The organism is Agrobacterium fabrum str. C58 (assembly GCF_000092025.1).
GTDB lineage: Bacteria > Pseudomonadota > Alphaproteobacteria > Rhizobiales > Rhizobiaceae > Agrobacterium > Agrobacterium fabrum.
In genome coordinates this window covers 188,169-203,355 of sequence record NC_003064.2, presented here as the reverse complement: position 1 = coordinate 203,355, position 15,187 = coordinate 188,169, and the positions used below count along the sequence as shown (strand labels likewise).

Genomic DNA, 15,187 nt, shown 5'->3' with positions numbered 1-15,187 from the left:
AATTACGTCGCAAGACCGCATGCAAATTTCCGTTTAACCTCCAGTAATCTCAGCCGCGTAAAAGAACACCTTAAGGCCAACTGGCTCCTTTTATCGCAACAAACCCGGCTTAAGAGCGACTTGCTTGTACTCGATAAAGTCCTCGATGGCGGCAACGCCGTTCAGCCTCCCGAGACCGGATTGCTTAAAGCCACCCTCCTCTGTCCCGTCGTACACCTTGGCCCAGTCGTTGACGAATACGCTTCCCGCTTCAAGCGCCTGTGCGACCCGTAACGAGCGATCCAGATCCCGCGTCCAGACCGAGGCGGACAGGCCATAGTCGTTATCGTTTGCTAGCACGACGGCTTCCCGCTCATCTGAGAACCGCTGGATCGTTATGACGGGACCGAACGTTTCTTGCTGCACGATCGGAAGGCTGTTGTCGAATACCTCCAGCATCGAAGGACGGAAAAAAGCACCTTTTGCCAAAGGGCCTTCTGGCACGGGACCGCCTCGAACGACCACAGTTGCACCCTTCGACAGCGCATCTTTCACTACGCTGTCGACACGGGCGACGTTCTCCTTGTCAATGAGTGGCCCCATATCGCTCGCTGGGTCCGATGCCGGCCCGACTTTGACGGCACGCAGCCTTTCGGCGAGGCGGTCGCGCACCAGTTCGTAGATCGAACTGTGCACCAGTAGCCGTGAGCCGGTCATGCAGAACTGACCAGCAAAGATGGTGAGAGCCTTTTCGAGAACAGGCAGCATGGCTTCAAGGTCGGCATCGTCAAACACGATCATTGGGGTCTTGCCGCCGAGTTCGAGCCCGAACCGTTTCATTCTCTTTGCACCGATAGCCCCGATGGTTCGCCCGGTCTGTGTGCTTCCAGTGAAGCTGATCGTCGGCACATCGGGACTTTCAACCAGAAGCGCAGCGCCGTCCGCACCGCTCTCGACGAACATGTTCACGACGCCTTCCGGCAGGTCTGTCGCTTCCGCAAGGACCTCGGTTATAACACTGCCGACCTGCGCCGTCTGACCGGGCATCTTGACGACGACCGTGCAGCCGGCGGCGAGCGCTGGAGCGAATGAACGAACCGACAATATGACGGGAGAATTCCAAGGGACGATGATCCCCGCCACTCCCATCGGCTGTCGCAGAATCACGGAGAGGCTGCCGGGCTTGGGCGATTTCGCTCGCCCTGCCTCCGTACGCGCCATAGCAGCCCAGTATCGAAGCTTGCTCGGACTACCGTCGATCTCCAGCGCCGCCTCGCCGAGCAGTTTGCCGTTCTCAAGCGAGAGGATGTCGATCAGGCGCTCGCGATTTCGCTCGATTGCCGAAGCCATCTGGTCGAGCACCCTTGCCCGAAGCTCAGCATCGTCGCGCCAAGCGGTTCCGCGGAATGCGCGTTTTGCGGCTTCGATGGCAGACTGCGCGGCCGCTCCGCCATCGTCCGGATAATCTCCGATCGTCTCATATGTCGCCGGATCGATGGAGCGGCCGCGTTTGGAAGACGAGACAAAGGTGCCGTCGATCCAGTTGCTTGCGGAAAACGTCGTCATTGACTTGCCTTTCTGATTTTGCAAGGGCGCGCGAGATCCGGCCCGCGCTCTCCGGCGGCCTCCGGACACGACGGTAATGCCCACTCGATTTCGAGGTATGCCAGAGGACAATGCCAGTTCAGGTCAGGAACGGTGGCGGATTTTCGCCGCGCAGGCGGTAGTTCGGCCGCGGCCTTTCCAGGCGGATCGACTCCAGCACGGTATAGGCGTGGTATTTCGTCTGGGTCGTCACGCCCGCAAGCCGCTCGGACCAGAGCTGGCCATTGCTGCTCTTCTTTTCCAGGACATATTTCGTGGCAAAATTGGCCATCGAATTGATCCAGTTCTCGGTCCCGGAAAACACCTGGTCCCAGCCGGCGCCCTCCAGGATGCTGACGAGCGCATCCGACCGGCTGAATCGATCCACCGCTGCCTGTGCTCCGTCGAGGACGTCCTGGAAATACTCGATTGAAGCTGCGACCGTTTCCGGCGTCCCGTATTTCATGTGATGGCCGGCGACGAGGAAATCGAACTCATATTCCATCAGTTGCTTCTGGGCTTCGTACCAGCCGGTAATATTCTGCGATGCGTCGCAATGCATGAAGGTGGCGCTGCCGGGGCTGACGATGTCGATGACGGTCAGGACTTTTTGCGCCGGGGCATAGATGAAAATGTTGCCGGGGCAGTGATTTTCGCCCTTGTAAGATAGCTCTAGCGTCACGCCTCCGACGACAAGAAGGTGGTCCTTGTCGAATGTCACGGTTGGCACCGGTCGGTTCGGGTCGGGGAACCGCTCCAGCAACTCCTTGGTGATATCGTGCGCGACGATCTCGACATTCGGTCCGAAAACAGAGGCGGCGCCGATGTGATCGGTGTGCCAGTGGCTGTAGATCAAATGCGTTACCGGTTTGTCCGTGACGTCTTCGATCGCGGCCAGCATGTTCTCACCGATCGTCGGCGGTGCGTCGATGGCGACGACGCCGTCGCTGGTTACGACGAAGGCAGCGTCATAGCCGCCGCTGGTGACCCAGTAGAAACCGCCGCGAAGCTCCTCGACATGGTAGCCGAGCCGCTGGAAGCGTTCGGAAGAGAAATACTCGGGATAATATCCCGGCGGATCTGCGGGGTGTTCCCCGGCCTCCGGAAAGCCGTAATGGTCGATCCCGAAAAAGTTCGGTTTGTCGGTTGCTCTAATGAGCTTCTGGTGTCGGTCGCACATATGATCAATCCTCCATGGTGTTTGCGATATCGAAAGAAAAGTAGGTGGTTAAGCAGCTTGCGGGGGAAAGCGCAGGACGGCCTTGATCACCCGTCCTGCCGCGACATCGTCAAATGCCTCATTGATGTCGGCGAAGTCGTAGAAGGTGAGCAGCCTGTCGAACGGGAAACGGCCGCTTCGATAGAGACCGACCAGTTCCGGAATCATCAGGCCGGAAATGGCATCGCCCTGGATAATCCCGATGAGGCTTTGCCCTACCGTGAGCCGGGAGGCATCGACAACCGCGCCCGAATGGTCGTTGAAGGCGACAAAACCGAACTGCCCCATCGGAGCAAGAGCGCCGATGCCGCCGTCGAGGTTCTCCTTCCGACCGCTCGTGTCGAGAACGTATTCGACGCCGCGAGGCGCGATATCCCTGATCGCCGAGGCAACATCGGCTTGTTCACGCGGGTTGACGCAATGCGTCGCGCCGAGCTCGGAAGCGAGCTTCAGCCGTTCGGTATTGACATCAATGGCGATAATGACGGCGGCATCGGCGACCTTGGCAGCCATGATCGCCGACAACCCCACTGCCCCTACCCCGAAAATGGCGATAGAGGCGCCTACCGGCACTTTGAGCGCGTTCAAGACCGAGCCGGCTCCGGTCTGGAACCCGCAACCGAGCGGTCCGAGGAGCTCGAGCGGAACATCGTCCGGGACCTTGACGGCATTGCGCTGATGAGCGAGCGCATAGGTGGAGAATGAAGACTGACCAAAGAAGTGCGCATGGAGCGTGTTCCCATCAGGCGCCGCAACGCCGATCGTTCCATCGAGCCTGGCGCCTGCGAAATTCGTTTCCCAGACGTGGTCGCAGTAGGCCGCATGGGAAGACATGCAGGGCTTGCAGTGGCCGCAGGAGTGATAGGAAAGAACGACATGATCGCCGGGCTTGAGATGCGATACGGTCGATCCAACGCGTTCGACGATGCCGGCGCCTTCATGGCCCAAGATCGCCGGCAGCGGAGTTGGCATGAGCTGTTGCCTGACATGAGCATCGGTCGCGCAAATACCCGTAGCAACCATGCGAATCAGCACTTCGTCGGGGCGCGGCGCCTCAAGCTTCACTTCACGAAGAATGAAACGGCCGTTTTTTTCTTCCAGTACGGCTGCGGTGGCGGGTTGGGTCATCTTTTCCTCCAAGGGCTGATTTCGCATACCGGGACGAGTGATCCTGCTCACGGACCACGCGATCCGTGTTCGGAAAGGCTTGATCCGATCCGCTTGAGTTTTGAACGAGCGGTGGTGAAGCGGCTGGTTTTCTCAGCCCGTTTGCGGGCCTGCTGTTCGCGAACATATCCGTGCTGTCGAACGGCTAAAGACAGCAATGGCGGAACGTCGGGTTGCTGATAACGAAACCCTTTGTGGTTTCATGGCAGCTGGACAGTCAGATCAGACAGGTCGCATAGTGCCGGCATTGGGGAATTTGCCTTGGCGGTATGCGGCATAGTAGCCGGCAAGCTCCTCTTTGGAGCCTGCGATAAATGGTCCTTGTGCCACGACATGGATGTTTTGAGGTTGGCCTGCATACAAAAGCACCCGAGCACCGTCCTTCCCCGCCCTCAGCCGCATAAAGCTGTCACCGTGAACCGCCAACGGACTGGTCCAGCCGACCTTATCCGTAGTTAGAGCCGTCGCACCGGTGCCTGCCTCGATTTCGCCCGCGATGACCACGACGAAGCCATTATATGATGACGGCAGAACCTGCTCAAACTCGGCGCCTGCCTCAAGCCGAATTTCGACCAAGGTTACAGGCACGGCATTCTTCGTCGATGCGATGATCCCTGCCGAACGACCGCTGTAGACGGTCGCCTCGAAACCGACGCCGCAGTGTACCGGCATTTCGTCCCGTCTCAGGATCTGTACCCTTGGCGCCATGTTGCGGTCCCACTCAGGGAGAACCAGCCATAGCTGAAACAGACGCATGCCTGTCGAAACCTGGGCATCTTCCGAATGCACGATGCCGCTTCCGGCAGTCATCCATTCCACGTCGCCTTCGCCCAGGCGTCCGCCGGCATCCTCCATCGTGCCGTGAAGCATGAACGTAACGGTCTCCAGGCCGGCATGAGGGTGGGCCTCACCGAATTGCCCCTCGCCGGTCACGTGATCGTCCGCCATCAAAAAGAACGGGTCGGTTGCGGAAAAATTTCCCGGTGCAACGACGAGGGCTGCTTTGTGTCTCTCGCCCGCAAAGCCGGGGCCGAGAGGCGGTGTGGTTGTAATGCTGTCGATAGACCTTTGAAACATCTTTGCTGCCCTCGTGAAGTTAAGAGGTGAAACCTGTCCGCTCTGTCAACGGATGTGCAGTGATTTTGAACGAGGCACCGCTCGCAACAAGTCACGATCCCCCGAACCCTATGTTGCAAAACCAGCAACGCCTCAGGCCACCGAAATTGCGTTACGGTGCTGCGGATTGATCCCGACAAACCAACGACGAGAGCACGATGATGAGACTGACGCAGCGGGTTCGTAGCTTTTTTCGTGAGGAAGCATGGGACTTTCCCGAGCATGAAAGACCAGTGGTCGCTGGGTCGCCGGCGACGCCAGAGCATGCCCTGACGCTGCGGATCGCCTATGCCCTCGTCGCAATTCTGGTCGGTCTGATAGGCGGACTGGGCAACGCACTCGTCATGGTCAACATTACGGAGTTAAAAACGGGCTTGGCGTTGAGCTCCGTTCAGGCGGCCTGGCTGCCAACGGCCTATGCCATGACCAATATTTCCGCCAATCTGCTGCTGATCAAGTTCCGACAGCAGTATGGTCTGTGTGTATTCACGCTGGTTGCCCTTGGCCTGTATGCCCTCCTCTCCCTTACCTATTTGTTGACCGCAGATCACTGGCTCACACTCGCAATTAGGGCTGCAAGCGGCTTTGTTGCGGCGGCGCTAACGCCGTTGTCTTTGTTCTACGTGATGCAGGCCCTTCCGGGCCGTTGGCGTGTCAGGGGGCTGATACTTGGCCTTGGCATCTCGCAGTGCGCGTTCCCGCTTGCGACCGTCATCTCGCCATGGCTGTCTATCAGCTCGCATTGGCAGTCGATATTTCTGCTCGAAGCCGGTCTCGCATTTCTCTCTCTCGCCGCCGTCGGGACGTTCCGGCTGCCACCCGCCGAGCGAGAGCGAGTGTTCGAACCTTCGGATTTCCTCACCTTTCTACTTTTGGCTAGTAGCCTCGCGTTGATCGCAGCAGTGTTGGGGCTCGGACGACTGGAAGGATGGTTCAAGGCGCCTTGGATCATTTGGTTTCTGTCGCTCGCGCTTCCGATGATCATCGCCGCGCTGATACTCGAGAAAGGCCGGACCGTACCTCTCCTCAACCTGCGCTGGCTAGGGAGCGATGATATCGCCCGCCTTGCTTTTGCAATTCTTATGGCCAGGGTCGTCCTTGCCGAACAGAATGTTGCAACCAAGTTCCTAAGCGCGCTAGGAGGCAGCGACGAACACCTCAGAGCACTTTCGATCGTCACCTTTGTCAGCGCTGTTGCCGGCGTGATCGTGAGCGCTATCGCGGTAAATGTCGAAAAACTGGTGATGCCCATGATGCTGGCGGTCACTGCGATAGCTGCCGCGACACTTGCCGAAAGCTCCGCCACGAGCCTTGAGCATCTGCCTTGGTTTTATTTGTCCCAAGCGGTGATCTCATTCGCGGCCATGTTCTTTCTCGGGCCGGCACTGGTGTTAGGCATCACGAGCGCGCTTCAGAAAGGCGGCCGAGAACTCTTGAGTTTTATCGTGCTGTTTGGAGCGATCAATTCGATTGGCGCCTTTACCGGCCAGGCTTTGTTCGGATCCTATATCGACGGCGCGCGACTGCTTCGCGAGATTGGATTCTTGCCCACCAGAACGCCTTGCGCTTGGCAGCAGTGTTGGCTTTCTTAACGGCGGCGTATCTGGCTGTCCTCCTCGCAATTCGTATCCGCCATAAGCTGGTGGAAATCCGCCGGGAGAAACAGGTGTCTGCTAGCGGTGCAGCCCCTTTCGATCCGGTCGGTCCGACCAAGCCGCAGTCAGGAACGCCTTGGCACCCGTCGACCCTTTCGTTTCAGGCACGTGTGGTCTTGAGCGCTATAGCTACAGCGGGGGCAATACTTGTTTTGGTCGCAGTGTCGCCGCAGTGGCGCTAGGCGATATCCATGGCGTGGATGTTCGCTCATACCACTTATCGATTTCGTCGCAGTGCCGGGGTCGATTAGATATTGCTCAGGACGCAGTTAGCGTTCCGTAACGTGATTTGGAGCATTGCAGATGTCGGATAAGAAATTTCGTGTGGGTATTATTGGAGCAGACACTCACGCAAGTTGGGCAGGCGCATCGCATGTGCCAGCTCTGGCGTCACAAGCTCACCTGACGCTGGCGGCAGTCGCGACCCGGCGCGAGGAAAGCGCCAGGGCGGCGGCTGAAGCATTCGGCGCAGAGCTATGGTTTGCCGATCCCTACGCGATGATCAGTGATAAAACCATTGACGTCATCACGGTCGCCGTGAAGGTGCCGGCGCACAAGAATCTCGTGATGGCCGCCTTGCACGCGGGTAAAGCCGTCTATTGCGAAGCGCCTCTAGGCGCAACGCTGGCGGAAACAAACGAGATGGCCGCAGCGGTCGGGTCTTTGCATACCGCGATCGGCTTGCAAGGTCGGCATAATCCTGCCGTCCGACGAGCGGCGGAACTAGTCGCGTCAGGAAAGCTGGGTCGCTTGATGTCCGCCCGTGTCGGCGCAACCACATTCGGCTACGGTCCGCAATCTCCGAGCATGTACGACTATTTCAACAAGGCCGCTTCTGGCGCCAGTTTCATGACGATCACGGCAGGCCACGTGCTGGACGTCATCGAGGCTGTGCTCGGCAACATTACCGAGGTCGATGCGCGCACGGAGTTGCTCTGGCCGGAGATCGAGATCGTCGATACAGGCGAAACTTCACAGCGAGAAATTCCGGATCATCTCGATCTGATCGCCAAGACGGCAAGCGGTGCGCCTGTATCTGTGCAGGTTCTGGCGGGCGTGCCTGCAGATGAGGCGAGTGTTGTATTCGAGATCCGTGGTTCCCGGGGCTGGCTGAAGCTAACCGGCAATCATCTGGCAGGCGTACAAGTCGGAGACATTTTACTTTCATCGAGCGTGGAATTCGCTGCGCCCGATAGACCGGTCGCCAACGGTGTCGGTCCGACCGCGGCCGAATTCTGGTCAGGCGCCGCTATCAATGTCGGGGAGGTCTATGCGTCCCTGGGGCGCGATTTGAGGAATGGTACATATACCACTCCCGGTTTCGACCATGCCCGCCATAACAGCCGTTTGATCGCGGCCGTCGAGCTTGCGGCAAGAACTGGCGAACGGCAGCACCTCGTTTGAGGTATCGCAGAATGGCTCGGCGTTCGCACCGGATGTCGAGCCGGCCGTTAGCGCAATCAATTGGGAATACGCTCAACAAAATCTATCGCCGCCGGTCAATCTCGGAAATTCAAAAAGAAGGACGACATCATGCAAATGCGCAAGCTGGGTGAAAGCGGGTTGTTCGTGTCCGAATTGTGTTTCGGCGCCATGACATTCGGCGGAACTGACGGGCTATGGGGAAAGGTGGGGAGACTTGACCAGGAGGATGCCGATGCACTGGTCAAGGCCGCTCTCGAGGCCGGCATAAACCTGTTCGATACGGCAAACGTCTATGCGCACGGACGCAGCGAAGAAATACTGGGACGTTCACTGAAGAACCTTGGAGTGTCGCGCAGCGATGTCGTGATCGCCACCAAAGTCGCCTCCGCCATGGGTGACGGACCAAACCATCGCGGCGCGTCGCGGGGGCACATAATTTCCGAATGCCGGGCAAGCCTCGGCCGGCTGGGTCTGGACCACATCGATCTATACCAGATCCACGCATTCGATTCCGCGACACCGATCGAGGAAACGCTGGAGGCGCTCGACACACTCGTGCGGGCCGGCGACGTTCGCTACATCGGCCTTTCGAACTGGGCCGCGTGGCAGATCATGAAGGCGATCGGGATAACACGCGCCAGAGCCCTCGCACCAATCACGTCACTGCAGGCATACTACACGCTTGTCGGGCGCGATCTCGAGCGCGAGATCGGCCCGCTGCTCTCATCGGAACGTGTTGGCCTCATGGTCTGGAGTCCGCTTGCCGGCGGCTATCTCACCGGAAAGTATTCAGCTGGGGGCAATGCCGCAGGCGGTCGACAGACGGAATTGGATTTTCCACCCATCGATCGCATACGGGGAGAGCCCCTGATCGCGGTCCTGAAAGCTGTCGCGGAGAAACACGGCTCCAGCCCGGCGCAAATCGCGATCGCCTGGCTGCTGAAGCAAAAGGTCGTCTCGACCGTCATCATCGGTGCGAAGCGCGTCGAGCAATTGCAGGAAAACATTCGGTCCGCATCGATTGAGCTGGACGATAACGACATGGCGAAGCTCGATGAGGTCAGTCGTCTACCCGTCGAGTATCCGGGTTGGTTGCTGAATGACGGAAACGGACACTCGCGCTGACACGGAAAAGATGCTTGAGATCGATGAAGGATGAGTTTAATTATCCATCCCATGAATTTACACGGTATCGATCTCAATCTTCTCGTTGCCTTTGACGCTCTCAATTCCGAGCGCAATGTCACACGCGCCGGAAGCCGTATTGGGCGGACCCAGCCGGCCATGAGCGCGGCTTTGTCGAGATTGCGGTTTCTCCTGCGTGACGAATTATTCGTTCGCGGGCCGAACGGACTTCAGCCTACACCGCGAGCGGTAGAACTTGCCGAACCGATCTCACTTGCTCTGCGGGAAATTCAGCGGACATTGCAATTCACGCAGGGTTTTGATCCCGACAAATCGACCATATCTTTTTCCATTGCCGTTTCGGCACATGCTGGTTCAGTCATATTGCCGCGCCTCCTGTCGCTGCTTGAGGAAAAAGCCCCCGGAATTGATATCAAGGTCAGGGATTATAGCAGCCGTGATGACGCGGTTTCCCTGCTCGACAGTGGCGGCGTCGATCTGACGGTCGGCATTCCTCCCACGCCCACGAGCCGGATCCTGAGTGCCCGGCTTTTCCAGGAGCGGTTCGTTTGTATCCTTAGGAAGGATCATCCAATCCTCGGCCGCCCTTTCGATCCCGAGACTTTTCTGTCTCTGACGCATATCCTGGTCGCGCCCGATAATGAGGGTCTGGATGTTGCTGATGCCGCACTGGCTTCGAAGAATTTCAGGAGGCGGGCGGCCGTGACTATTCCTCATATGCACGTCGCACCGGCATTGGTTGCATCGTCGGATATGGTCGCGACCGTCATCGAAAGCGTCGTTGCTCATTCAGGCTTTGCGGAGCGTCTTGCAGTCTTCGATTTCCCGCTCCCCCTAAACCCGGTACCATTCGTGCTGTCCTGGCATCGTCGCAATGACGGGCACCCGGCACAGCAATGGCTGAGAAACGGTCTGCTCGCCGCGTTTCCCCATGTGTGGCTCTCTTCAGAAAATATCTGCAGCGATCTTGCCCCGCAGTATTATTAGGCGACCATCGCAATCGTATCGCCGCCAAGCATCTCGGAACGCGTAACACTCAATTTACCATCACACCGCCATCGGCGTCTGATGCACGACGATTGGGGCATGGAACGGAACGCGGTCATAAAGGTCAACGATGTCTTGGTTCATGAGGCGGACGCAGCCGGATGAAACGGCCTTGCCGATGGATTGCCATTCGGGATTGCCGTGGAGACGATACAGCGTATCTTCTCCGTTCTGGAAAATATAAAGGGCCCGAGCGCCGAGCGGGTTATGAAGACCAGGATCCATCCCTCCGTTTGCGACAGAGTATTTTTCCAGTTCGGGTTGCCGGGCAATCATCTCGCTTGGCGGCTTCCATCTTGGCCAATGCTGACGCCAGTGGATATATCCGTTCCCTTCCCATGAAAATCCGTCCCGCCCGATGCCAACGCCGTATCGTAACGCAGTTCCGCCGTTTTCCACCAGATAGAGAAATCGCCTTGGCGTATCGACGACAACAGTTCCCGGCGCCTCCCCGGTCGGGTCAGCAACGCGCTGCCTGAGATATTCCGGGTTCATTCGCTCAAAAGGAACTGCAGGAACGAAATGTCCACCGTCTTCAAATGCAGCGTAACGGGAAGCAAGATCCGGGCCGACCGGTGAAGGCTGCGGAGTGGCAATGGGCTGGGACGAGGCCGATCTTTCTTGGACTGTTGTGCATCCGCCGAGTATGACAGGCGCGGCTAAAGAGCCGACTATGAACGTACGACGGGATATGAAACTGTTTCGGTTCTGCATCATGGAAGGCGACTTTCGGGTTGCGGCTGGCACACGTGCTTGAGTCGCACGGTATCCTTCAACAGACGGAATATTCCATATCTGTATGAGTGATAGCCGTCATAACCGTTGGCTATGCCATGTAGGGCTACCGCTGCTCCGGAGAGATCCCGTCAATGTTCCGGAGCCGCGGCATAACGAAGTCCGTAAATGCCCGGACGACCGGTCGCATGAACTTTGTGGACGGATAAGCAAGAAAAGCTTCGGTAGATCGCAGCCAATACTCGGGAAGCACCCTAACCAGCTCGCCGCTGGCCAACAAGTCCAAGACGAGGTTCTTCTGCACCAGTCCCACACCCCGTCCCCGTAAAAGTGCTGCAATCATGACATGCGCATTGTTCGTTATAAGTAATGGCCTGACGGCGACGTCTTCGGCGCGCGCACTAGGTCCCAATAGGGAAATAGTGTTGCGCTGAGCGAGCATCTTCGGAGTGCCAATGACCTCGAGCTCTGAAAGCCGTCCCGTATCGTTGATCTGCCCTACCTGTTCCAAATATAGAGGGGACGCTACAAGAAATCGCTCCACCCAACCGATGCGGCGTGCGATGACGTCCTGATCCTCGATTTTGCCGTAGTGGACTGACAAATCGAAATTATCATAGACCAAGTCGACTGTGCGCTCGTCGAGAGCCAGTTCGACGGAGATCCCGCAATACTCATCCTGAAATTCCCCGACTATACGTTCGAGATGACCAACACCAATGCAAGATGGGGCGTGAATTCTTAGATTGCCTTCGATTTCACCTGTGTTGATGCGGACGCCCTCCAGCGCCGCGTCGATTGATGCGATCGCAATGCGGCTGGCTTCGTATAATTCGAGTCCATGCGCCGTCGGGCGAACGATTTTCGACGAGCGCTCCAGAAGCCTGGCTTGAACGTGCCGTTCGAGGTTCGAAATATGCTTTGTGACCGCCGGCTGCGTTACCCCGAGGTCCCGTGCCGCAGCAGTAATAGAACCCTTCTCGACGGTGCGGATGAATGCCTTTAAAGCAACGTTGATATCCATGATATTGCTCTTGGTTATAACTGAATCCAGTCATAACCAAGTGTATAGAATATGGCTTGATGATGTCCGGGTAAGGACAGCGCAAAATTTCAAGCTCGCCGGGCCGACTGTGCTCGACCCCGCAATCGATCAATCATTTTGCGAGCGGCCCGACGCAAACCACCGATCACCGCTCAGACACCAGCCCGCTGTTGATCTCCACCAGCAGGCGCTTCTGCTGGTTGTTCGTATTCTCCAGGGCATGAAGCCAGAGCAGCGTTGCTGCCTGGTGCCTCCTACCGCCGCTCAACGCGTTGTCGAAGTCCCTCATCCATGATCCAAGATGGGCGATGTAATCTTCGGCAAGGGCTGAAATCTCGACGTCGTCGCTACCGGGCCCCAACGCATCGAATCGATGCCCCAGTTCTCTTGGGGTAACACCATGTTCGATATCCGCTAGTTCGTCATAGAGCCGAGCCAGTTCTGCGCGCTGCTCTTCATTCAAAAGGTGTGACAGGAGTACAGATTGCTCCCGACCGGCTCGCACCGCTTTCGGCTCTCGCCCGACCTCCAGCGCCATCAGAGACGCAGCAAATTCCGGCGCCATGTCGGGGTGTCCTTTGCCGTCACGCAGGGCTGTAACAGTCCGGCGTTGACGCTCCAGAAGTTCGATCTGCCGCGTGAGCCCCTCAAGAAGAGCGTCCAAACTGTCCCCGCTCATCTCGGCACGACCGTCGAGAAACGCTGGGATTTGCGAGAGCGAGAAACCGAGCGCTGTCAATTGACCGATACGCAGCAGTCGGATCAAATGCGGCACGCTGTAGATGCGATACCCATTGTTCTGTCTTGGCGGCTCCGGCAAAAGTCCGATCTGGTGGTAGTGCCGCAGCGTGCGGATGCTCACGCGCGCCAGTCCTGCAATCTCCTTACTGCGCATGCGCCGCCCTCATTACTCGCCCCTCAAATGCCGTGCAAGAAAGCGCTCGATCTTCCGATAAAGCTCAATATTGCTATCCTCGTTGATGAACCAGTGCCCTTCGCGCTCGTTGAGAAGATAGTCGACCTCCACACCATTCGCACGCACCCTTTCCACCACCATATCCGCCTGTGCCTTTGCGACACGCACATCGTTCGCGCCGTGAACCACCAAAAGCGGTTTGGAAATACAATCAAGCCGGCTTACCGGCGAGCGCGCAAGCATGTCCCGGTTCTGCGTCTCGATGTCCGGATCGCCCATGTAAGAAAGGTAGGTGTTGATCAGCGTAGGCTGTACGAACGGGACCACTCCATTCACTAGCATCCGGAGATCGGAGATGCCGGAGTAGGAGATGGTTGCGGTGAAACGCTCCGGCGTGAAGCTGGCGCCCACCAGCGCGGCGTAACCGCCATAGGAGCAGCCGTAGATCGCCACCCGCGCCGGGTCGGCAATACCCTGCCCGATTAGCCAGTCGAGCCCGTCGATCAGGTCGTCATGCATACGCCCGGAGAACTCCCCTATCGCGGCTTGCATGAACGCCTTACCATAACCGGTCGAGCCGCGAAAATTCACCTGCAGCACGGCATAGCCGCGGTTGGCGAGGAACTGCACTTCAGGATCATAAACGCAGGCGTCGCGATACCACGGCCCGCCATGTACCAGAAGCACGGTGGGCAGCGCACGCGGCTCATCCTTGGCATCGAACCCGACTGGCAGCGTGACATGGCACGGCAAGGTCAATCCGTCACGCGAAATCACATCGATGGGTCGCACGCTCACCAGCCGCTCAGCCGAGAGCGCTGAGAATCGCTCGCCAAGCACATGCGCTTCGCCGCTCTCATGTTCGTAAAACCATGTTGTACCGGGATGCCGGTCATCCCAAAATTCTGCCACCCATTGTCGCCCACCGGCATCGCAGGAAATGTAGCCTATTTCCCCGTCTGACAGACGCTGTAAGCTGTTTAGAACGGCGGCGAAACGCAGGTTTAGCGGCCGTATCTGCTGTCTTTTGCCAAGGTAACGCACTGCCAGCAGCTCGCCTGTCACAGGATTGGTGATTAGGCTGGAGGGAAAGCGCGGGTCGGCCTCGGGCCGTGGCGTATCGAGGCTGCAATCTGGCTGGCTGTCGATTACCCTGCACTTGCCCGTCGCAAGGTCAATGGCAGCAAGATAGGTATGGTCGCTGCCCGCGTTGCAGCCAACCAAGACGCTCTCTCCATCCGCCGCAACCATCAGCGGCATCGGTCCGATTGGCTGGTCGCGTCCGCTCAGCTTCGCCAACGTGGTGAAAACACCGTTTTCGTAACGAGCCAGTTCGTGGTCACCCACGTCGTTGATGATGAAGGCATGCATCGGTCCGTTCGGCGTAACGATCCAGCGTACGAACCGACCAGGATTCAAGGCCGCGACCCTGGTTTCAGCGCTTTCGATATCGACCTCGTACAGGTCGATCAGATCCGGAGTTCTAAGGTTCATCTGCACGAAAGCCTTGCTTGGAAACGCGGCGGACAACTCCAGTCCCATTACCCGCACGCCGGAATAAGGCGTCAAGTCGACAGTCCTAGCCTTCCCACCCACGGCCTCTGCCCCATCCACCTCCACACGATGAAGGTGCCAGTTCTCGTCGCCCTGAGTGTCTTGTATGAAGAGAAGGTAGCGAGTATCTCGCGTCCAACTAAAGCCGTCGATATTGCGCGTGTCATCGCCCGTTAGTCGCCGCGCCGTGCCTTGTCCGACTGGCCGCACCCAGATATTCAACCGTCCACGCCAAGGGGCCAGATAGGCCACCAGCCGGCCATCGGGCGAAATCTGCGCCCGCGAAAATTCTGGCATTCCAAAAAGCGTTTCAATCGGGATGAGATCAGGTGCAGTCATGTCGAACCTCGCATCGTCGACGGCGCCAACGCGGGCCGCCACAATCAAACAATATCGACACACTGCCTGAACTATGACGTCGCGTCGGGGTCAACCGTGAAAGCCAGCTTGGTCCGGAATCACGTAATTTCTGCGTAACTGTGAGATTCCATATGGCTTTGGCGGGATCGCGCTTCGCTCTCGCAATTGACTGACTTGCCTAAAAAGAAGGTACATCAAATGAGCAAAGCCCCCCAAGATCACATCGTCATCCGACGCCT

Annotated in this window: 12 protein-coding genes; 4 read left to right on the top strand and 8 right to left on the bottom strand. The window is 57.9% G+C overall.

Going from position 1 to position 15,187, the window contains the following annotated elements; all coding sequences use genetic code 11:
* Nucleotides 1-90 precede the first annotated feature (90 nt).
* The 4 genes from ATU_RS24890 to ATU_RS24875 form a co-directional block, all read right to left on the bottom strand.
* A complete protein-coding gene (locus ATU_RS24890; protein ID WP_010974462.1) occupies nt 91-1,545 on the bottom strand; it encodes an aldehyde dehydrogenase family protein in 1,455 nt (484 codons plus the stop codon).
* A 118-nt stretch (nt 1,546-1,663) separates the two neighbouring features.
* Nucleotides 1,664-2,743 carry an MBL fold metallo-hydrolase gene (locus ATU_RS24885; RefSeq protein ID WP_010974461.1) on the bottom strand — a complete coding sequence of 360 codons (1,080 nt, stop codon included), beginning with the start codon at nt 2,741-2,743 and terminating at the stop codon, nt 1,664-1,666.
* A gap of 48 nt (nt 2,744-2,791) precedes the next feature.
* The gene (locus ATU_RS24880) at nt 2,792-3,910 is read right to left on the bottom strand and encodes an NAD(P)-dependent alcohol dehydrogenase (protein WP_010974460.1); all 1,119 of its coding nucleotides are present in this window, start codon (nt 3,908-3,910) and stop codon (nt 2,792-2,794) included.
* 261 nt (nt 3,911-4,171) lie between these two features.
* Nucleotides 4,172-5,026: a pirin family protein gene (locus ATU_RS24875; RefSeq protein WP_010974459.1), complete on the bottom strand. Its 855-nt coding sequence runs from the start codon at nt 5,024-5,026 to the stop codon at nt 4,172-4,174.
* A 197-nt stretch (nt 5,027-5,223) separates the two neighbouring features.
* On the opposite strand from ATU_RS24875, the gene ATU_RS24870 reads away from it, so the two are divergent.
* The 4 genes from ATU_RS24870 (at nt 5,224) to ATU_RS24855 (ending at nt 10,278) form a co-directional block, all read left to right on the top strand.
* Nucleotides 5,224-6,657: an MFS transporter gene (locus tag ATU_RS24870; RefSeq protein ID WP_071241517.1), complete on the top strand. Its 1,434-nt coding sequence runs from the start codon at nt 5,224-5,226 to the stop codon at nt 6,655-6,657.
* 366 nt (nt 6,658-7,023) lie between these two features.
* The gene (locus tag ATU_RS24865; protein ID WP_010974457.1) at nt 7,024-8,124 is read left to right on the top strand and encodes a Gfo/Idh/MocA family protein; all 1,101 of its coding nucleotides are present in this window, start codon (nt 7,024-7,026) and stop codon (nt 8,122-8,124) included.
* 129 nt (nt 8,125-8,253) lie between these two features.
* Nucleotides 8,254-9,270 carry an aldo/keto reductase gene (locus ATU_RS24860; RefSeq protein ID WP_010974456.1) on the top strand — a complete coding sequence of 339 codons (1,017 nt, stop codon included), beginning with the start codon at nt 8,254-8,256 and terminating at the stop codon, nt 9,268-9,270.
* A 30-nt stretch (nt 9,271-9,300) separates the two neighbouring features.
* Nucleotides 9,301-10,278: a LysR family transcriptional regulator gene (locus ATU_RS24855; protein ID WP_010974455.1), complete on the top strand. Its 978-nt coding sequence runs from the start codon at nt 9,301-9,303 to the stop codon at nt 10,276-10,278.
* 60 nt (nt 10,279-10,338) lie between these two features.
* Here ATU_RS24855 and ATU_RS24850 read toward each other — a convergent pair whose 3' ends face one another.
* From ATU_RS24850 to ATU_RS24835, 4 genes are all read right to left on the bottom strand, one after another.
* Entirely contained in the window at nt 10,339-11,055 is a 717-nt protein-coding gene (locus ATU_RS24850; protein ID WP_010974454.1) for a L,D-transpeptidase, read from the bottom strand.
* 124 nt (nt 11,056-11,179) lie between these two features.
* Complete coding sequence (locus ATU_RS24845) at nt 11,180-12,097, bottom strand: LysR family transcriptional regulator (RefSeq protein WP_010974453.1); 918 nt, start codon at nt 12,095-12,097, stop codon at nt 11,180-11,182.
* Nucleotides 12,098-12,263: 166 nt separating this feature from the next.
* Nucleotides 12,264-13,013, bottom strand: coding sequence for a MerR family transcriptional regulator (locus ATU_RS24840; protein WP_010974452.1), 750 nt, complete (start codon nt 13,011-13,013; stop codon nt 12,264-12,266).
* 12 nt (nt 13,014-13,025) lie between these two features.
* Nucleotides 13,026-14,927, bottom strand: a complete 1,902-nt coding sequence (locus ATU_RS24835; protein WP_010974451.1) for a S9 family peptidase — start codon at nt 14,925-14,927, stop codon at nt 13,026-13,028.
* Between the last annotated feature and the right edge of the window lie 260 nt (nt 14,928-15,187).